This window comes from Geodermatophilus sp. SYSU D01176, from assembly GCF_054050015.1.
In genome coordinates, this window is the sequence record NZ_JBJGYN010000010.1 from 1 (window position 1) to 18,449 (window position 18,449).

The 18,449-nt window shown below is 74.7% G+C and carries 20 protein-coding genes; 9 read left to right on the top strand and 11 right to left on the bottom strand.

Features of this window, described 5'->3' with window-relative positions; all coding sequences use genetic code 11:
* Positions 1 to 396: 396 nt before the first annotated feature.
* The 4 genes from ACI78Z_RS07730 to ACI78Z_RS07745 all read left to right on the top strand — a co-directional run bounded on the left by ACI78Z_RS07730 (position 397) and on the right by ACI78Z_RS07745 (position 5,313).
* Positions 397 to 1,743, top strand: coding sequence for a glutamine synthetase family protein (locus ACI78Z_RS07730; protein WP_457035939.1), 1,347 nt, complete (start codon positions 397 to 399; stop codon positions 1,741 to 1,743).
* Between the two features lie 6 nt (positions 1,744 to 1,749).
* Positions 1,750 to 3,048: a DUF1116 domain-containing protein gene (locus ACI78Z_RS07735; protein ID WP_457035940.1), complete on the top strand. Its 1,299-nt coding sequence runs from the start codon at positions 1,750 to 1,752 to the stop codon at positions 3,046 to 3,048.
* 257 nt (positions 3,049 to 3,305) lie between these two features.
* Complete coding sequence (locus ACI78Z_RS07740) at positions 3,306 to 4,703, top strand: APC family permease (protein ID WP_457035941.1); 1,398 nt, start codon at positions 3,306 to 3,308, stop codon at positions 4,701 to 4,703.
* Between the two features lie 82 nt (positions 4,704 to 4,785).
* Positions 4,786 to 5,313 (top strand): Lrp/AsnC family transcriptional regulator, encoded by a 528-nt coding sequence (locus tag ACI78Z_RS07745; RefSeq protein WP_457035942.1) that lies wholly within the window; start codon positions 4,786 to 4,788, stop codon positions 5,311 to 5,313.
* Between the two features lie 47 nt (positions 5,314 to 5,360).
* Here the strand turns inward: ACI78Z_RS07745 and ACI78Z_RS07750 are convergent, their stop codons facing one another.
* The 4 genes from ACI78Z_RS07750 to ACI78Z_RS07765 all read right to left on the bottom strand — a co-directional run bounded on the left by ACI78Z_RS07750 (position 5,361) and on the right by ACI78Z_RS07765 (position 10,341).
* Positions 5,361 to 5,783, bottom strand: a complete 423-nt coding sequence (locus tag ACI78Z_RS07750; protein ID WP_457035943.1) for a DUF1810 domain-containing protein — start codon at positions 5,781 to 5,783, stop codon at positions 5,361 to 5,363.
* Positions 5,780 to 7,684, bottom strand: coding sequence for a S9 family peptidase (locus tag ACI78Z_RS07755; protein ID WP_457035944.1), 1,905 nt, complete (start codon positions 7,682 to 7,684; stop codon positions 5,780 to 5,782). Before ACI78Z_RS07755 ends, ACI78Z_RS07750 begins: the two co-directional genes overlap by 4 nt.
* A 223-nt stretch (positions 7,685 to 7,907) precedes the next feature.
* Positions 7,908 to 9,107, bottom strand: a complete 1,200-nt coding sequence (gene lhgO, locus ACI78Z_RS07760) for an L-2-hydroxyglutarate oxidase (RefSeq protein ID WP_457035945.1) — start codon at positions 9,105 to 9,107, stop codon at positions 7,908 to 7,910.
* 10 nt (positions 9,108 to 9,117) lie between these two features.
* On the bottom strand, positions 9,118 to 10,341 hold the full coding sequence (locus tag ACI78Z_RS07765) for an MFS transporter (protein ID WP_457035946.1): 1,224 nt from the start codon (positions 10,339 to 10,341) through the stop codon (positions 9,118 to 9,120).
* Positions 10,342 to 10,449: 108 nt separating this feature from the next.
* Between ACI78Z_RS07765 and ACI78Z_RS07770 the strand changes: the two genes are divergently transcribed.
* The 3 genes from ACI78Z_RS07770 to ACI78Z_RS07780 all read left to right on the top strand — a co-directional run bounded on the left by ACI78Z_RS07770 (position 10,450) and on the right by ACI78Z_RS07780 (position 12,406).
* Positions 10,450 to 11,238 carry an SDR family oxidoreductase gene (locus ACI78Z_RS07770; RefSeq protein WP_457035947.1) on the top strand — a complete coding sequence of 263 codons (789 nt, stop codon included), beginning with the start codon at positions 10,450 to 10,452 and terminating at the stop codon, positions 11,236 to 11,238.
* A gap of 78 nt (positions 11,239 to 11,316) precedes the next feature.
* A complete protein-coding gene (locus ACI78Z_RS07775; RefSeq protein WP_457035948.1) occupies positions 11,317 to 12,054 on the top strand; it encodes an enoyl-CoA hydratase-related protein in 738 nt (245 codons plus the stop codon).
* A 121-nt stretch (positions 12,055 to 12,175) separates the two neighbouring features.
* On the top strand, positions 12,176 to 12,406 hold the full coding sequence (locus ACI78Z_RS07780) for a hypothetical protein (protein ID WP_457035949.1): 231 nt from the start codon (positions 12,176 to 12,178) through the stop codon (positions 12,404 to 12,406).
* A gap of 141 nt (positions 12,407 to 12,547) precedes the next feature.
* On the opposite strand, the gene ACI78Z_RS07785 is transcribed toward ACI78Z_RS07780, so the two are convergent.
* The 3 genes from ACI78Z_RS07785 to ACI78Z_RS07795 form a co-directional block, all read right to left on the bottom strand.
* Positions 12,548 to 13,660, bottom strand: a complete 1,113-nt coding sequence (locus ACI78Z_RS07785; RefSeq protein ID WP_457035950.1) for a transglycosylase domain-containing protein — start codon at positions 13,658 to 13,660, stop codon at positions 12,548 to 12,550.
* 68 nt (positions 13,661 to 13,728) lie between these two features.
* Positions 13,729 to 14,592, bottom strand: a complete 864-nt coding sequence (locus tag ACI78Z_RS07790; protein WP_457035951.1) for a class F sortase — start codon at positions 14,590 to 14,592, stop codon at positions 13,729 to 13,731.
* A 10-nt stretch (positions 14,593 to 14,602) separates the two neighbouring features.
* On the bottom strand, positions 14,603 to 15,001 hold the full coding sequence (locus ACI78Z_RS07795; RefSeq protein ID WP_457035952.1) for an excalibur calcium-binding domain-containing protein: 399 nt from the start codon (positions 14,999 to 15,001) through the stop codon (positions 14,603 to 14,605).
* A 166-nt stretch (positions 15,002 to 15,167) separates the two neighbouring features.
* Here ACI78Z_RS07795 and ACI78Z_RS07800 point away from each other — a divergent pair, with 166 nt between their 5' ends.
* Positions 15,168 to 15,749, top strand: a complete 582-nt coding sequence (locus ACI78Z_RS07800) for a TIGR03086 family metal-binding protein (protein WP_457035953.1) — start codon at positions 15,168 to 15,170, stop codon at positions 15,747 to 15,749.
* A 44-nt stretch (positions 15,750 to 15,793) separates the two neighbouring features.
* Here the strand turns inward: ACI78Z_RS07800 and ACI78Z_RS07805 are convergent, their stop codons facing one another.
* The 4 genes from ACI78Z_RS07805 to ACI78Z_RS07820 all read right to left on the bottom strand — a co-directional run bounded on the left by ACI78Z_RS07805 (position 15,794) and on the right by ACI78Z_RS07820 (position 17,911).
* On the bottom strand, positions 15,794 to 16,186 hold the full coding sequence (locus tag ACI78Z_RS07805; RefSeq protein ID WP_457035954.1) for a PIN domain-containing protein: 393 nt from the start codon (positions 16,184 to 16,186) through the stop codon (positions 15,794 to 15,796).
* Positions 16,183 to 16,437 carry a type II toxin-antitoxin system Phd/YefM family antitoxin gene (locus ACI78Z_RS07810; RefSeq protein WP_457035955.1) on the bottom strand — a complete coding sequence of 85 codons (255 nt, stop codon included), beginning with the start codon at positions 16,435 to 16,437 and terminating at the stop codon, positions 16,183 to 16,185. Before ACI78Z_RS07810 ends, ACI78Z_RS07805 begins: the two co-directional genes overlap by 4 nt.
* A 175-nt stretch (positions 16,438 to 16,612) precedes the next feature.
* Positions 16,613 to 17,035: a nuclear transport factor 2 family protein gene (locus tag ACI78Z_RS07815; protein WP_457035956.1), complete on the bottom strand. Its 423-nt coding sequence runs from the start codon at positions 17,033 to 17,035 to the stop codon at positions 16,613 to 16,615.
* A gap of 117 nt (positions 17,036 to 17,152) precedes the next feature.
* Positions 17,153 to 17,911, bottom strand: coding sequence for an alpha/beta fold hydrolase (locus tag ACI78Z_RS07820; protein WP_457035957.1), 759 nt, complete (start codon positions 17,909 to 17,911; stop codon positions 17,153 to 17,155).
* A gap of 106 nt (positions 17,912 to 18,017) precedes the next feature.
* On the opposite strand from ACI78Z_RS07820, the gene ACI78Z_RS07825 reads away from it, so the two are divergent.
* Complete coding sequence (locus ACI78Z_RS07825; RefSeq protein ID WP_457035958.1) at positions 18,018 to 18,398, top strand: hypothetical protein; 381 nt, start codon at positions 18,018 to 18,020, stop codon at positions 18,396 to 18,398.
* The last annotated feature ends 51 nt before the right edge of the window (positions 18,399 to 18,449 follow it).

The following is an 18,449-nucleotide window of genomic DNA, read 5'->3' on the forward strand; positions in this document are numbered from 1 at the left end:
AGCGGAAGGAGCCCGGCTGGGCAGGCCCCTGCCGCAGCACCTCGACCGCCCGCGAGATCTCCTCGGCGGTGAGCGGGTCCAGCGGGTGCAGGACGACGGTCGCCGGGCTGATCTCCTGAATGCTCATGGGGCTCCTCTGCGGGTGCGCGGCCGTGGTGGACCAGCTGTCGAGTGGGGGGACACGTGCGGAGACCGCTCGGGCGGCTGCGCGGGCCGGCGGTGTGATCTGGGTCTCCTGGTGTGGCGGAACGCTAGCCGCTCCGAGCCCCTGGTGCCAAGACCGACTTCGATCCCATGGCGCGCATCCTCGTCGAAATCACCGAACTCGTCGGGCCGACAGGGTTGACAACCGTCCGGCGACTGGCAAACTGCGGCGAAATTCGATGGGAGTGATCCATGCCACACGTCCATGAACTGCGCGACCGGCTCGTCGACCAGGGCGTCAAGTTCGTCTTCGGTTGGTACACGGACGTGCACGGCGTCCCCAAGAGCAAGTGCGTGCCGGTCGAGTCGCTGCCGAACATGGCGCAGGGCTCGGAGCTCTACACCGTCGGGGCGCTGGAGGGGATGGGGGATCTGGGCCCGCACGAGGACGAGTGCGCCGGTCTCCCGGACCTCGACCGGCTCGTCGTGCTCCCGTGGGACCCCCGGTTCGCACTGGTCCCCACCCGGTTGCACCTGAACGGCGAGCCCTACGACCAGGACGCACGGAACGTGCTGGTCCGCCAGGTCGACGCGGCCGCGGCGGCCGGGTTCACGGCGAATGTCGGCATCGAGCCTGAGTTCTACATCGTGCGGGAGACCCCCGGCGGTTGGGAACCCCTGGTGCCCGGGGACCGGTTGAACGCGCCGACGCGTGGTTACGACTTGGAGGCCACCATCCTGGCCGAGCCCTTCCTCGGTCCGATGGTCGAGCACATGAACAGCCTCGGCTGGGGCGTCTACTCCTTCGACCACGAGGGGGGCGACGGCCAGTACGAGTTCAACTTCGACTACACCGACGCCTTGACCATGGCTGACCGGATGGTGCTCTTCCGGCTCATGGCCAAGCACGTCGCGCGTGAGCAGGGCTGCATCGCGACGTTCATGCCCAAGCCGTTCCAGGACGACTTCGGCTCCGCGGCGCACATCAACATCAGCCTCGCCGACCTGCACACGCGCCAGAACGTCTTCGCCGCCGGCGACGGCAGCCGGGCCTACAGCGACCTGTCCCGCCACTTCGTCGCCGGGGTGCTCGCGCACGCCGGCGCAATCAACGCGGTCATCTGCCCCACGGTGAACTCCTACAAGCGGTTCACCAGCAAGGGCTTCATGGACGAGATCTCATGGGCGCCCGTGCACCGGGCGTGGGGCGAGAACAACCGCACCCTCATGTGCCGGATGCCGGTCAACCGCCACTGCCTGGAGGTCAGGACCGCCGACAGCTCGGTGAACTACCACCTCGGGATCGCGATGGTCCTGGCCGCGGGCCTCGACGGCATCAAACGCCAGTTGGACCCGGGCGAGCCGATCAACCGCGACACGTACAAGCTCACTGAGCAGGAGCTGGCTGCCTACGGCGACCTCGCCCTGCCGGCCACCCTTGACGAGGCGCTGGACGAGTTCGAGACCGACGACGTCGCCCAGGACGTGTTCGGTCCGGCCTTCCACGCCACCTACCTGGCCTACAAGCGGCAGGAGGCGCACGAGTACCGGTCGGTCGTCACCGACTGGGAGACGCGCACCTACCTGCAGCGGATCTGAGGCCACGTGACCCTCGACCAGACCGCTCCCGTCCTGGCCCTCCCGGCCGAGGTCGAGCGCAGGCGCCGAGCCGCCAACGCCGAGACCCTGAGCCGGCTGACCCGAGCCGAGCCCGTCCTCGTCGACGTGGCACCGGCCGCCGACGTCGTCCCGGGCATGACGCCGACCACGATCCTCACCTCGGGGGCCCCGCAGCACTGGGAGGAGTACACCGGCGGCCAGCGCCGGGCGGTGCTCCACGCGGCCGTCTACGAGGGACTGGCCCGCGACCCGGCCGACGCGGAGGAGGCGATCACCGCCGGCAGGGTGCGGGTGCGCAGCACCCAGCAGCACTCGTGCATCGGCTCGGTCGCCGGCATCTACACCGCCTCGATGCCGGTGTTCGTGGTCCGCGACGAGACGCACGGCAACACCGCCTTCTGCAACCTCTACGAGGGCGAGAGCCGGCACCGGCTGAACTACGGCTCCTACGACGACGAGGTGGTCCGCGGCCTCCGCTGGCTGGAGACCACGATGGGGCCGCTGCTGGCCGAGGTGCTGCGCCGGCACGGCCCGATCAGGCTCAAGCCCCTGATGGCCCGCGCGCTGCGGCTCGGCGACGAGCTGCACAGTCGCAACACGGCGGCGACGCTGCTGCTCACCCGGGAGCTCACCCCGGCGTTCCTGGACCTCGAGACGACGCGGCACTCCGCGGCGGCACGAGCGGTGCTGGACTTCCTCGGCCGCAACGACTACGCGTTCCTCCGGGTCGGGATGGCGGCGGCGAAGGCCACGGCCGATGCCGCGCACGGGGTCCCCTGCAGCAGCGTCCTCACCGGGATGGCGCTCAACTGCCGGGAGTTCGCCATCCGGGTCAGCGGGCTCGAGGACCAGTGGTTCCGCGGTGTCCACCCCCGCCTCGAGGGTCGTTTCTTCGAGGGGTTCTCCCTGGCCGACGCGGAGTGGATCGGGGGCGAGAGCTGCGTGACCGAGACGATCGGGCTCGGTGGCTTCGCCCAGGCGTGTGCCCCCACCCTGCAGGCCTACCAGGGCGGCACGACAGAGGCGATGCGCGCCAACAACGAAGCCATGTACGCCATCACGGTGGGAGAGCACCCCGACTTCCGGCTACCGCCCCTGGACTTCCGGGGATCCCCGGTCGGCATAGACATCTTCGCCGTCCTGGCCACCGGTGTCACGCCGGTCATCGACGGTGGCCTGGCCGGCCGGGACGGCGGCCAGATCGGGGCCGGCGTGCTGCGGCCCGACCTGGACTGCTTCTCCAGCGCGGCCGAGGCCTACCGGCATCGCTACGTCGCCGACTGAACGAGGACGGCGCCTCCTCGGCGCGCGTCCCGCCGCACCGGCGGACCGCTCACCGCCCCGCACGACCTGCTCCGCGAACGACCCGTCCGCACTCCGCGCTCACACCAGCAGGAGACTCCGTGGCAACGTCCGATCCCGTCCGGCCGGCTCCCCCGGCGAGCCAGGCGCCGCCCTCCAGGCCGGTACCCCCCACGACCCAGGCCCCACTTCCCAGGCCGGCCCCCGCGCAGCCGGGCTCGCGCCTGTCCCGGGGCAGCATGGGCACGTTCGAGTTGACCTTCTTCGTCGTCGCGGCGGCCGGTCCGCTCCTGATCGTCGCCGGGTACGCGCCCCTGGCGTTCCTGATCGGCGGGCTCGGTGCGCCCGGCGCCCAGCTCATCGCCGCCCTGGTCCTGCTCCTGTTCGCGGTCGGGTTCACGCGGATGGCGCTGCGCATCCGCAACCCCGGTGCCTTCTACTCCTACATCGGCCGCAGCCTCGGCAAGCCGATGGGGGGCGGCGCGGCGATGCTCGCCCTGGGGGCCTACTCCCTGATCGCCGTGGGGCAGCTCGGTGCCATCGGCGCGTTCGCCTCCGGCACGGTCACCGCGTTCACCGGTGCGGAGGTCCCCTGGCCGGTGTTCTCCTTCGCGGCCATCCTCGTGGTCGCCGTCCTCGGGCACCGGCGGATCTCCCTGAGCGCCAAGGTGCTCGGGGTGGCCCTCCTGGCGGAGGTCGCCATCCTGCTCGTGCTGGCGGTGCCGGTGCTCGTGGAGGGCGGTCCCGAGGGCCTGGACTTCGGTTCCTTCGCCCCGTCCGCCATCTTCGCCGGCGGGGGTACCGGAGCGATGTTCGCCATCGTGTTCGGGGCCTTCATCGGCTTCGAGTCGACGGCGATCTACGCCGAGGAGACCCGCGAGCCGGCGCGCACGGTGCCCCGCGCCACGTTCCTGGCCATCGGGTTCCTGGGCACCTTCTACACGTTCATGGCCTGGATCGCCGTGGTCGCGTTCGGGCAGTCCCAGGTCGTCGGGGCGGCCACCGACGACCCCACCGGGATGTTCTTCACCGCCACCGAGCAGTACGTCGGCCACTGGGCGACCGTGGTCATGGAGGTCCTGCTGATCAGCAGCGCCTTCGCGTCGACGCTGGCCTTCCACAACACGGCGTCCCGGTACTTCTTCACCCTCGGGCGCGAGGGGCTGCTCCCCCGGCGCCTGGCGGCGGTGCACCCGGTGCACGGTTCCCCGTACGTTGCCAGCGGTGTGCAGGTGGTCATCGCCGTCGTGATCGCAGCCTTGTTCGCGGTGTTCGGCGCCGACCCCTACCTCGGCCTGTTCCTTCTCGTGGTGGCCCCTGGCGTCCTGGCGGTGATCGTCCTGCAGGCGCTGTGCGCCGCGGCGATCGTCGTCTTCTTCCGGCGCCAGGCCAGGACGGGACGCCCCTCGATCTGGGCCACGCTCGTGGCGCCGTTGGCGAGCCTCGTCGGCCTCCTCGTGGCCACCTGGCTGGTGGTCATCAACTTCGAGCTGCTCACCGGGCGCACCGACTGGGTCAACGTGCTGCTGCTGGCGCTGCTGCCCCTGGCCTTCATCGCCGGCGTCGTCGTCACCTGGGTGATCCGCCGGCGGGACCCGGTGCGGTACGAGTTACTGACCGAGTCGCGGATCTACTGAGTGGTACGGACATGGCCGTCCTCCCCAGCGGGCGTGTGTCGGTGCAGGCAGCGACGCCGGGTGTTCCCCGTACCCTCCGTGGATGACCCGTCGCAGCACGCGTGCCGAGGAGGACACCCGGCCCGGCGACCTCGCAGACGCGCCGGCCGGATCGCCGAAGGCGGCGATCGACGACACCGACCGCGAGATCCTGCGGGTCCTGCAGGTCGACGGCCGCACCAGCAACTCGGAGGTGGCCCGGCGGCTGGGCGTCACCGAGACGACGGTCCGCAAGCGGTTGGCAGCCATGCTGGAGGCCGATCTCGTGTCCGTCGTCGCCGTGCCGACGCCGCGGCTGGCCGGGTACACGGTCTCGGCGATCATCGGCATCTCGGTGCAGCTGAAGTCGTTGCAGTCGGTCGCCGACGCGCTGGTCCAGCGACCGGAGGTCCGCTACTGCGGGATCTCGGCCGGTCGGTACGACCTCATCGTGGAGGCGTTCTTCACCGACCAGGAGCACGTGGTCAGGTTCGCCAGCGAGGTCCTAGGCGCCCTCGACGGCATCACCGACGTGGAGACCTCCCTCATCCTGAAGATCGAGAAGTTCTCCTACGAGTGGCAGATCCCCTGACGGTGCGTCGCTGAGTCCCGGGCTGGCGTCGGCCCGCCTCGCCGGGATCACAGGCGGCGCGTCGTCTCCTCGTCCCGCTCGCCGCCGTAGTAGCGCTCCAGCACCTCGCCGAACACCCGCTCGTCGGGGATCGCTGCCTCGAACAGGGTCATCGAGGAGCGCAGCTTGAGCGCGTCCACCGACCCGAGCACCCGCGCCGGGTCGCGGCCGGGCAGCTCCAGCAGCGCCTGGGCGCACTCGACCAGCCGCGGGCCCAGCACCGGGTGGGTCGCGTAGGCGCGCGCCTCCGCCAGCCCGGAGACGGCGTACCGCTGCGCCATGGCGCTGTGCCCGAGGCCGGCGACCTGCGGGAAGACGAACCACATCCAGTGGCTCTGCTTCACGCCGGCCCGCAGCTCGCGCAGCGCCTGCTCGTACCCGCCGCCGTCCTGCGCCCGGACGAACCGCTCGAGGTCGACGTCCTCGCTCACTGCGCCCGGCCGCCCACCCGGTCGGCCTCGCGCACCCGGGACAGCGCCCGGGCCAGGAAGCGCACCATCGTCCCCAGCAGCCGCTTGCGGGCGTCCGCCCGCCGGAACTCGTGGCCCTCCCCCTCGAGCTCCAGGTACTGCACCCTCCGGTCCAGCTCGCGCAGCGCCAGGACGATCTGGTGGGCCTCGCCGATCGGCACGTTGGTGTCGTGCTCGCCGTGGACGACGAGCAGCGGGACGTCGATGGCGGCGGCGGCCCGCAGCGGGGAGATCTCCTCCAGCAGCGCGCGGTCCCGCTCCGGGTGGCCGTACTTCGACACGGCGGCCGCGCCGATCCACGGATCGGTGTCGCGGTAGAAGGTGACCAAGTCGGACATGCCGCAGATGTCGACGCCCGCGGCGAAGACGCCGGGGGAGAAGGCGAGCGAGGCCAGCGTGAGGTAGCCGCCGTAGGAGCGACCGGTCACCGCGATGCGGTCGGCGTCGGCGACACCGGTGTCCACCAGGTGCCGTGCTGCGGCCAGGACGTCGGCGAACGCGTCGTGGCGGCCGTGCAGGTCGTCGGCGTGCACAAACTCCCGGCCGAAGCCCGACGAGCCGCGGATGTTGGGCGCGAACACGGTGATCCCGGCCGCGGCCAGCGCCTGGTGCTCGGGGTCGAACGTCGGCCGCTCCTGGGCCTCGGGCCCGCCGTGCAGCCACAGCACCGCGGGGCCGGTGCCCTTCAGCCGGCTGGGCGCGCGGTACAGCCAGCCGGTCAGGGGCAGGCCGTCGCTGCCCTCGAACGTCGCCAGCGTCGGGACGACGAGCCGCCGCCCGGGGAGGGGAGGGGAGGAGGAGACCCGGGTCCAGGCGTGCGTCGTGGTGTCCAGGTGCCACAGCTCGCGGGGCCGCGTCGGGCCCTGCACGCCGAGCACCACGCTGGAGCCGTCGCGGCTGAGGACCGGGTCGGCGGCCACCAGCCCGGGCAGGCCGGAGATGGGCGTGCGCCCGCCCGTGGCGGTGTCCATCAGCTCCAGCTCGCTGCGCCCGGCGACGTTCCACACCAGCAGCAGCAGGCGGCCGGCGTCGTCGGCGTCGACGAACTCCAGCTCGGCGTCGTCGCGAGCGGCGAGGGTCCGCGGTTCGCCGCGCCAGCCGTTGGGGCCGAACGGCACCCCGATCAGCTGCCGGCGGGGCAGACCCACGTCCGACGCCAGGTAGACGTAGACCGGCCCGCCGTGCTCGGCGGGCGCCGGCCGGATGAGCGCGACCTCGGTGGAGCCGGTCGCGCCCTGGGGCAGCACGCTGAGGGCCTCGTCGGTGAGCCGGTCGACGACGACGACGTACTGCTGCCCGCGCGTGCCGTCGCGGACGACGATGAAGCGCTCCTCCAGCGACACGTCGAGCACGCGGATCAACTCGCCCTCGGCCAGCGGGTCGAGCCGGCCGGTCGCGGGGTCGGCGAGGAAGCAGCGGGTCGGCACCCCCTCGGCGGCGCCGGGGAAGCTGACGACGAAGCGGTGCCCGCTGCGCGTCCAGGGCCCCAGCTCGGCGTGCGTGGTCGCGTCGCCGGCGACGCGGCGGGCGTCGCTGCCGTCGGGCCGCACCACCCACACCGCCGTCCGGACCCCGCCGCCGGTGGCGACCTCGCAGGTCAGCCAGCCGCTGTCGGCCGCCCACCGCACGGAGACCACCGGGTCGTCGGAGAGCTTGATGTGCCGGGCGACGGGCCGCTGCCCGTCGAGCACGACGTCCTTGATGTAGAGCTGGGGGACCCCCGAGCGGTCGCTGATGAAGGCGACCTGCCGGGCGTCCGGCGTCATGTTGGGGCCCCAGCTGCCCCAGGCGTCGACGAGCGCGTCGCCCAGCGCGATCGCGTCCTCGACCACCGTCGGGTCCGCGTACACGTGCGTCGTCACCGTGCCAGGTCCTCCGTGTTCTGCAGCCTCGTCGCGGGCGCAGGCTGCCACAGCCTGCCGTGCCGGGAGTGGTCCGGAGCGTCCGGCTCGCGCAGCATGCGCTGCGCCGGCCCCGGCCGGAGCGGGCCACGCCGTCCGGCCGCCGGGTCGCCCGGCACCGCGGCCCCACGGTACGGGCCCGCGAGGGCTCCGGCCTGCGGGCGTGCTCACCCGCCGGCCGTCGTCACTCCTCCCGCAGCAGGACGTCGACCAGGTGCTCGGCGATCGCCAGGGACGACGTCGCCGCGGGGGAGGGCGCGTTGCGCACCGCCACCACCGGGCCGCGCCGGCTGACGCGGAAGTCGTCGACCAGGCTGCCGTCGGCCTGCATCGCCTGGGCGCGCACGCCCGCCGGGGCGGGCACCAGGTCGCCGGCGGTCAGCTCGGGCACGTAGCGGCGGGCCGCGGCGGCGTAGGCCCGGGAGCTCAGCGAGCCGCGGACCTCGGCCAGCCCGGTCCGCCAGTGCCGCCGGGCGAACCTCCGGAAGCCGGGGTACCGCAGCAGGGCGGCCAGCTCGGCGGGGTCGGCGTCCCGCCACCGGTAGCCCTCGCGGGCCAGCGCCAGGACGGCGTTCGGCCCGACCAGCACCTCGCCGTCCACCCGCGGGGTCAGGTGCACGCCGAGGAACGGGTACTGCGGGTCGGGCACCGGGTAGACGAGGCCGTTGACCAGCCCGCGCCGCTCCGGGCGCAGCGCGGCGTACTCGCCGCGGAAGGGCACGATCCGCGGGTCGGCGTCGTCCCCGGCCAGCCGCGCCAGCCGGTCGACGTGCAGCCCGGCGCAGAGCACCACCCGGTCGGCGACGACCTCCTCGCCGGCGGTGCTGGTGACGACGACGCCTCCGGCCGGCCGCAGCCCGCCGACCGCGAAGCCGGTGCGCACCGTCGCGCCGGCCGCGCGGGCGTCCGCGGCGAGCCGCTCGGTGACCGCGACGTAGTCGACGATCGCGGTGGTGGGGGAGTGCAGCGCGGCAGTGCCGGCGACGTGCGGTTCGAGCTCGCGCAGCTCGGCCCGGTCGATCAGCCGGACGCCGGGGACGCCGTTGGCGCGGGCCCGCTCGGCGATCGCGTCCAGCCGCCGCTCCTCCGCGGCGTCGAGGGCCACGAGCACCTTGCCGATCTCGTCGTGGGGCAGGGCGTGCTGCGCGCAGAACTCCCGCAGCAGCGCGACGCCGCGGCGGCACAGCGTGGCCTTGAGCGAGCCGGGCTCGTAGTACAGGCCGGCGTGCACCACGCCGGAGTTGCGGCCGGTCTGGTGGGCGGCGAGCCGGTCCTCCTTCTCCAGCACCGTCACCTCGGCGTCCGGCCGCCGGTGCAGCAGCCGGCGCGCCACCGCCGTCCCGATGATCCCGCCGCCGACCACGGCGTACCGCGTCCCTGCCACCGCGCGGACCCTACGGCGGCGGCGCGGCCGTGCGGCGGCGCCGGTGCGCCTCGACCAGGGCCGGGCGCTCGCGCAGCAGCAGGTGCCGGCCGAGCAGGCAGACCAGCCCGCCGAGGACGGCGAGGGCGGCCGTGGCGGTCCAGGCGACGGTGTAGGAGGCGGCCGAGACGACCGCGCCGAACGCCAGGGGGCCGAGCGCGGCGCCCAGCCCGACCCCGCCCTGGGTGATGGAGGTGGCCCGGGCGGCCATGCCGTGGTGCATGCGGGCGATCGCGTAGGTGGCGAGCCCGGCCCACGCCCACCCGGTGCAGTAGCCGACGACGACGCCGACCGCGATGAGCGCCTCGGAGCCGGTGCCGAGCAGCGCGTAGGACAGGCCACCCAGCGACATCTGCGCGGACACGACGAGCAGCCACCGGGTGCGCACCCGGTCGGCCAGCCGGCCGAGGAGCACCCGCGTTCCGGCGCCGGCCGTGCTCGCCCCGGCGGCGAGCAGGCCGGCGGTCGCCGGGGCGATGCCGCTGTCGACGGCGGTGGCGACGGAGAACGTCCCCAGCGCGTTGCCCGTCCCGGCGCCCAGCATCAGCCCGGCGGCCAGCACGAGCAGCGGCGTCCGGCGGAACGGTCCGGCCGCCTCCGACGGCGGTGCCGCGGACCCGGCCGACCCCAGCCGACCGCTCCCCGGCACCGACAGCGCGACCAGCAGCGCCAGGGCGCCGCCGATGCCAAAGGCCGTCCGCCAGCCGAGCGGGATGGCCACCAGGGGGATGGCGACCCCGGCGAGCAGCGTCGACAGCGGGATCGCCGCCTGCTTGAGCCCGTAGGCCAGGCCCTGCCGGTCCACCGGCACCGACCGCGCGACGAGGTCGTTGCTGGCCGGCTGGCCGATCCCGTTGCCGCACCCGGCGACCGCCAGCGCGGCGGCGAGGACGGCGGGATCGTGCGCGGCGACGGCGACGACCAGCATCGCTCCCGCCGCGGTGAGGGCGGCGAGCCGGACGACCGGGACGGTGCCGAGCCGGCGCACCAGCGCGCCGGCGGCGAACGCCGAGACCGCGGAGGCGGTGAAGAAGACCGCCACGAGCTGGCCGAGCAGGGACGGGCCGACGCCGAGGTCGGCGCGCAGCTGCACCGCCAGGACACCGGCCAGGTACGCCGGCAGCAGCCCCGCGGTGGTCACCGTGACCGCCGCGGTCGTCGCGCGGGCCGACCCCGCGGACCGCTGGACCGGCATCCCACTCCCGTCTCCCCGTGGCGCTCCCGCGCCGGCCGGAGACTACGGTGCGCCTCGCCCCCGACCCGCCCGTGGCCCGCGGCCACCGACCCCCGACGGAGTGCCCCGATGGACCTCGGACTGACCGGCCGCGTCGCCCTGGTGACCGCCGCCTCGAAGGGCCTGGGCCGCGCGACGGCGACCCGGCTGGCCGCCGAGGGCGCGCGGGTGGTGGTGTCCAGCCGCGGCGCCGAGCAGCTGGCGCGGACCGCGGCAGAGATCGCCGAGGAGACCGGCGCGCAGGTCGAGTCCTGCCCGGCCGACGTGTCCGACGCCGCCGACCTCGACCGGCTGCTGCGGGAGACGCGGGAGCGCCTCGGCGGGGTCGACGTCCTGGTGAACAACGCCGGCGGCCCGCGGCCGGGTGGCTTCGACGCGCTGGACGACGCCGCCTGGCAGGAGGCGTTCGAGCTGAACCTGCTGTCGACCGTGCGGCTGTTCCGCGGCGTGCTGCCGCACATGCGCGCGCAGGGCTGGGGCCGGATCGTCACCATCGCGTCGTCGTCCATCCGGCAGCCGATCGACGACCTGACGCTGTCCAACACGTTCCGGGTGGGCCTGCTGGGGCTGGCCAAGAGCGTCGCGCTCGAGGTGGCCGGGGACGGCGTGCTGGTCAACACCCTGGGCCCGGGCCGGATCGCCACCGACCGCGTCGCCACCCTCGACGCCGCGCGCGCCGAGCGCAGCGGCCGACCGGTCGAGGAGGTCCGCGCGCAGCAGGAGGCGGGCATCCCGGTGGGCCGCTACGGCACCGCCGAGGAGTTCGCCAAGGTCGCGGCCTTCCTCGCCTCGGGCGCCAACACCTACGTCACCGGCCAGCACCTGCTGGTCGACGGCGGCATGGTGCGCGCGATCTGACACCCCGTCGTCCCCGCCGCCGGCGCGGGTGGGCATGCTCGGCGGCGCACCCGGAACCCAGCAGAGAGGCAGGGACACGTGGGACAGGTCCAGTTGGAGCGGCACGGCGGCGTCGCCGTGTTCACGGTCGACTCGCCCGAGGTCAAGAACGGGCTCAGCCCCGAGATGGGGCTGCAGCTGGCGGCCCTCTGCGACGAGGTGGACGCCGACCCGCTGATCGGTGCCGCCGTCATCCGGGGGGCCGGGGGCACCTTCTGCTCCGGGGCCGACCGGCGGCGCTGGACGGCCGGCGCCGACCAGGCCGAGGACACCGTCTACAAGGAGCTCGGCGCGGTCTACACGGCGTTCCGCCGGATCGGCACCCTGCAGGTGCCGACGATCGCCGCGGTGCGCGGCGCCGCCGTCGGCGCGGGGCTGAACCTGGCGCTCTCGACCGACCTGCGCATCGTCGGGGAGGACGCCCGGCTGCTCGCCGGCTTCCTGCGCATCGGCCTGCACCCGGGCGGCGGCTACTTCACGATCAGCTCCCGGACGGCGGGCCGCGAGGCCACCGCCGCGATGGGGCTGTTCAGCGAGGAGATCGACGGCGTGCGCGCCGCGGAGATCGGGCTGGCCTGGCGGGCCGTGCCCGACGACGAGGTCGAGGACCTCGCGCTCGAGCTGGCCGGCCGGGCGGCCAGGGACCCGGAGCTGGCCCGCGAGGCGGCGCGTTCGTTCCGCACCGAGTCCGGGCCGCCCGGGATCGGCTGGGAGGCCGCGCTGCACTTCGAGCGGGCCACCCAGATGTGGTCGCAGCGGCGGCGCGACACCGCCTGAGCCCGGCCGTGGCCGGCCCCGTCCGCGGATGACGAACTCGTGTCGGTGCCGTCGTCCGCGGCACGGCCCCGGCCGTGCCGGGCAGCCTCGTCGGACGACCGGACGGCGAGGAGGGGGCGGCATGCGCAGGACGCGGCGGTGGCTGACCGGGACGGTGCTGGCGGTGACCCTCGGGGTGACCGGCTGCTCGGGCAGCGCGGCGGGCGACCCGCCCGGCGACGCGGTGCCCGGCGAGGAGGCGGACAGCTCCGCCGACCCGGACCCGGTGGACGGCGGCGAGGAGGACGCCGACGGCATCGACCCCGGCACCGGCGGCCTCGATGACGACGACGACACCGACGACGAGGGCTGAGCTCCGGCCGCCCGACGTTCCCTGCCGGGACCTCCGGCCCTGCTTACACGTGGAAGCAGCGCCGGAGGTTCCCGGGAGACACCTGGCCCCTGCGGGAGCGCCGCCGCGAGCCCGCGAGCGGCGGGGGCAGGGGGTCCCTCCTCAGGCAGTGCCCTCGGCCGCGATCAGGTCGGCGACCGCCTGCGGCCGGGTCGAGCAGTCGTCGCCGGAGGGGGGCTGCTCGCTGGCCAGGCCGGTCACGCCGGCGTCCTCGACGGGCTCGAAGCCGAGCCGGTCGATGTGCCGCGGCACCCGGTTCTGCGCGTTGATGACGTGCGAGCGGGAGAGCCAGCCCTTGCCGTCGGCGACGTCGAAGTCCAGACCGCCGCCCGGGGCGCGCTGCACGTGGCCGGGGGAGGGGAGCAGGCCGACCAGCTGCACGGCCTGGTCCACCGGGAGGTCCTGCGGCGGGCGGTCGAAGTAGTACCAGCTGGCCGCGCAGACGCCGTAGAGCGACGGCCCGAACTGGGCGTAGTTGACGTAGAGCTCGAGCATCCGCCGGTCGTCGACGGCGAGGGCCAGCTCCGCGGACAGCGCCGCCTCGACCGCCTTGCGCCAGGCGCTCATCTCCTGGTTGAGGAAGAGGTTCTTGGCGACCTGCTGCGGGATGGTCGAGCCCGACGGGTCCTCCGCGCCGGTCATGTGCGCCTTCGCGCGGCCGAGCATCTCGTCCCAGGTGAAGGCCCCGGCGCGGTAGGGGAGCTTGGCGTCCTCGTGCGCGATCACGGCGGCGAGGAAGTTGCGCGACACGTGCTCGACCGGCACCGACTGCTGGAGGGCGCCGTTCGGGTTGGCCGCCATGAACGCCGTCGTCGGCGGGTCGATCCAGCGCAGCGAGAACATGACCAGCGCCTGGAGGACGAACCCGACGACGAGCACCCGGCCGATCCGGCCGACCAGCTCCCGGCGCGAGCGCGAGCGGGGCTGCTCGGGACGGTCGTCGCGGGGACGCCGCTCGTCGGGTGCCTCCCGGTCGCGGCGGCGTCGCCGGCGTCGGGCCTGCTCCTCCGGTGCGGGGCCGTATCCGTATCCGTGGCCGTCGGGGCCGTACCGGTCGTCGACGTCGTCCCACGTCGAGCGGGGGTACTGCACCGGCCCGGACGGGACCGCGTCGTCGTGCCGGGGCCGTCGGCTGCGGGGCCGGTCGGCGGTGGTGCTGTCGCGGTTCCGGCGGCGGCGGACGGTGGGCCAGCGGTCCGACGGGGCGTGCGGCATGGGTCGGTGTTCTCCCTGGTGGACGCGAGCCGCAATCGTACGGCGGCGGACCGTGATGACCGCGGAGTTCAGCCTGTGAGGTGCGCGAAGACGACGACGTTGTCGGCGTAGTCGCCGGTCCCCTCGTCGAAGGCGCCGCCGCAGGTGATCAGCCGCAGGCCGGCGTGGTCGAGGTCGCCGTAGACGGCGTCGCCGGGGAAGGCGTCCTTGGCGTGCTCCTCGACCCGGTCGACGAGGAAGACCGCGGTGCTGCCGTCGGCGCGGTCGACCTCCACCGTGTCGCCGGGCAGCAGCTCGTCGAGGCCGGCGAACGCGCCGGGCTCGCCGGCCCAGTCGACGTGGCCGGCGAGGACGGCGGGGCCGAGCTGGCCGGGGGTGGGGCTGCGCTCGTACCAGCCGACCGGGTAGCCGCCGGGTGGGACCTCCATCGAGCCGTCGCGCTGCAGCCCGAGCTCCATGACGTCGGAGGTGACGCCGAGCGCCGGGATCCGGACGGCGGTGGGCGCGCTCGCCGGCAGCTGGTGGACGACGGCGACCGGCGCGACGGCTGTGACGGCCGCACGGGCCGGCGGCGCCGGCGGCAGCTCGGCGGGGGCGGCGACGACCCGGTGCACCGGCGCGTCGGCGGGAGAGGGGCCGAGCACGAGGAGGCCGGCGCCGACCGTGGTCAGGACGACGGAGGCCGCCGACCAGGCGAGCGCGGCGCGCGGTCGCCGGCGCCGGTGGCGGCCGTAGCGGGTGACGCGGGGCGGCCGGGTGAGCAGCGCGCCGACGTCCGGGGGGACCAGGGGCGGCGGATAGGCGCCGACGATCCGGACCTCGCCGTCGGCGTCCCCGCGCAGCCGGATGGCGATCGTGCCGGTGCCGGGCGCGGCGCCGCCCGCCCCGGTCGGGTGCTGACCGGGGCGGGCGGGGAGCGGGCGCTGCGGCACGGGCCGCCGGTCAGGCGGAGGCGCGGGCGCTGCGACGGGCCGCGACGGCCGCGCCACCGGCGGCGGCCAGCGCCGCGCCACCCAGGACGAACGGCAGCGCGCTGCCGTCCTCGCTGGCGCTGGCGCTGCCGTCGCCGGCGGCGACCGCGCCGACGGGGCGGGTGGAGACCTGCGACGTGCCGGTGCTCGTGGAGGAGGCGGGCGCGTACTGCTGGTCCTCGCAGGCGATGCCGTCGTCGTCGGCGTCCAGGCGCTCCGGGTCGCCGGGGACCGCGTCGAAGGCGGCCTGGGCAGCGGCCTGGCTGGCGAAGTCGGGGCAGTCGCGGTCGGTGGCGGCGTGGGCGGTGCCGGTGGTGCCGAGCGTCAGCAGTGCGGTGACGAGGACACCGGCGGCGGTGGTGCGGCGCATGGGATCTCCTGGAGACGGTGGTGGGGTGAGACCACCATCACCGATCCGTGACCGGTTCAGTACGGAGCGACATACCGGAACGTGAGCGTCTCGTTGAGCGGATCATGCCAGCAGAACACGCGCCGACACGCCGCTGACTTCCGCGCCGCCGGACGGTCTGTCCTCCATGCAGACGACACGGCTCGACCTCGGTCCACAGGCCGCCGAGGTGGCGCGGGTGGTGGCCGGCATCCGCGACGACCAGCTCGGCGACCCCACGCCGTGCGCCGGCACCCCGGTGGCGGGGCTGCTCGCGCACGTGGTGGGCCTGACCACGGCGTTCCGGATGGCCGCGGAAAAGACGCCGGCGCTCGGTCAGCCCTCAGCGTCGCCGGACGACCTGCCGGCCGAATGGCGCACCCGGCTGCCCGCGCAACTCGACGCGCTGGTCGCCGCGTGGCAGCGGCCGTCGGCGTGGGAGGGGACCGCCGAGGCCGGTGGCGTGGTGATGCCCGCGCCGGTCACGGCGATCGTGGCGCTCGACGAGGTGCTGGTGCACGGCTGGGACCTCGCCGTCGCGACCGGGCAGCACTACGCGGCCGACCCCGCGTCGGTGGCCGCGTGCACCGAGTTCGCGGCGCAGGCCGCCGCCGAGGGGCCCACGCCGGGGTTGTTCGGCCCGCCGGTGCCCGTGCCCGACGACGCACCGCTCCTGGACCGGCTGCTCGCCCTCACCGGCCGCGACCCCGCCTGGCGGCCGCCGACCTGAGTCCCCCGTTGACGCGGACGGCGGGCGGTCCAGGCGGTGGTGGGTCAGACGGGGATGACCTGCAGGTCGCTGATCCCCGCGAGGGCGGAGTAGTCGGCGTCCTGACTGACGACCGGCACGCGCAGCGCAAGGGCGGTCGCGGCGATCCACATGTCGTTGACGTTCACCCGGCGGCCGGCCTGAGCCAGGAGGAGCCGGAGCCGGGCCCACTCGTCGGCGACGGCCGTGTCGATCGGTACGGGGTGCATGTCGGCCACCGTCTGCAGGGTGGTCAGTCTGCGGGATCGCACTGACAGCTCCGAGGCGGCGAGGACGCCTGCGCGGAGTTCGCCGTAGGTGACGACGGAGACGGCCACCTCGTCGGGCAGGGCCGACGCGTCCAGGCCCCGCCCCTCGCGGGCGATGAAGACGCTGGTGTCCAGGAGGCCACGGCTCACCGGACGGGGCCCAGCTCGTCGGTGTCTCCGGAGATCGCGAGCAGCTCGCCGTGCAGGTCCGGGTCGGCCTGGGCCCGTTCCAGCCGCTCGAGGAACACCGAGCGGGCCGTCCAGTGCGAGCGTCGCGGCCGCACGGGGCCCAGTTCGGCGACCGGTTCGCCGTTCACGGTGATCACCACGGACTCGCCGGCACCGGCCCGCCGGAGAACGCCGGCCGTGTCGTTGCGCAGTTCACGGGATGCGACCCTCATGCTACGAATGTAGCCCTCCTGTAGCCGTTGCGGGCCAGGTGAAGCAGCGCACCGCCGAGCAGATGTTCGCGACGCTCGGACAGCTCAAGAGCGCGGACAGTCGGGCCATCCGCAGCGCCCGAGGGGGCTCTGCCGTCCTCGGGCCGGGGCGCCGGCGGACCGTGGCGCCCCGCGGTCAGTAGGCGCTGACTCCCATCACGTCGGCCAGTTGCCGGGTGTCGACGTACTGCTGCCAGCGGACCACCTTGCCGTTCCGGAGGTCCCACACGTGCGCGACCTGCACATCCATGGGCTTGCCGGTCGCGCGGTGGCTCGTCGCGTGGTAGCGGGCCTCGACCACCACCGTGTCGCCGGCTTCGATGAAGCGGCGCGGCTCGACTCGGAAGTCCTCGAACTCCTCGCCGATCCTGGCGAAGACACCGTCGACGACCTGCTGCGGGCCCACGAAGGCGTGGCCGGGGTGCCAGGGGTTCCCCTCCGCCTCGAACCACTCGATGTTCTCGTCCAGGGCACCGGTGACCGCGCCGAGGTCCCCGCGGGCGACGGCCTCGTAGATGCCCTTGACCGTCTCGACGCTGGTGGCGGATGTCTGGCTCATGGCGACCTCCTCCCAGAGGCGGATGAGACGACCGTAGTGAGCCGCTCGGTCGCGGCACAGGTGGCGGAGGTCCTCGAGCGGTGTGCCGCGCGGCCACTCGCCGGTGCTGCTCGGGCGTCACGGCAGTCCTCGCGCCAGCTCCTCGATCGGGGCGGACCAGGCGTCCGGCGTCGTCCAGACGAAGCTGTGCGCGCCGGGCACGGCGCGGAACCGGCCGTCCGGGGCCAGCCCGGCGAGCTCGCGCGCCCACTCGTCGGTGCACAACCGGTCCTGGTCGCCGTGCAGCACGAGCACCGGGACCGGCACCTGCGGGACGACGTCCTCCAGGGCATCGGCGAGGTGCACCGTGAGCGCGTGCCGGACGCGCCGCCAGCCCGCCCGCTGCCGCTCGCGGGTGTGCTGCTGGTCGAGGCTCGGCAGCTCCAGCGGGTGGTTGCGGCGCCAGGCCAGCAGGATCCGGCGCGTGCTGCGGAACCGCGGGTCCATGGTGGGGCTGGCCAGGACGAGCGCCCGCACGACGTCCGGACGGCGGACCGCGACGCGGGCGGCCACCTGCGTGCCGCTGGAGTGCCCGGCGAGCACGACCCGGTGGAGGCCGCTGCCCTCGAGCCACTGCACCACGGCGTCGGCGAACTGGGCGACGTCCAGCGGGTGCGGCGGCTCGCCGCTCCCGGAGAAGCCGGGCAGCTCGACCAGGTGGGCGCGGGTCCAGGCGCCGAGCGCGCACAGTGCCGGCTGGAGGTAATCCGCGACGGCCAGGCCGGGGACGACGACCACCTCGGGGACGCCCGCGCCTGGCGTGCCCACCGTGCGGCTGCGCATCACGCCCCAGGACGTGGGGCGGTGGGCGAGCGCGACGCCGGGGTCGGCGGTCATGGCGCGACGGTAGCCGCCGGCGTGCGCTGCGACCGGACGGCGTTGCTGGTTGACTCCCCGCAGACGGTGAGCCGAGCCGTCCGGGCCGGCCCGGGAGGGGTTCGCCATGGCGACGACGGTCGCGGGGATGTCGAAGCAGCAGCTGGCACGGGCGCTGGGCGCCACGGGAGCAGCCTTCGGGTTGGTCAGCGTCGTCGCGCCGAGGGTGGTCGCCGCGACCTACGGCGTGCCGGTCACCCCGGCCGGCCTGCAGCTGCAGCGGCTGTTCGGCAGCCACGCGCTGGCGATCTCGGTCCTGGCCCTGAGCGCGCAGACCGAGGAGGAGACGAACCGCGGGCTGGCCGTGGTGGCCGGCATGAACGCGATCGACGCGCTGACCGCGTTGGCGGCGGCTGCGCAGGCCGGCCGGGCGACCACGCTGCGCGCGGTCGCCAGCTCGCTGGCCTACGGGGCCGCCGCGCTGGTCGTCCGCTCGATGAAGGGCTGACCTGAGCGCCACGGTCCACCCGTGTTGATCATGGGCTCGTTGCCGGCGACA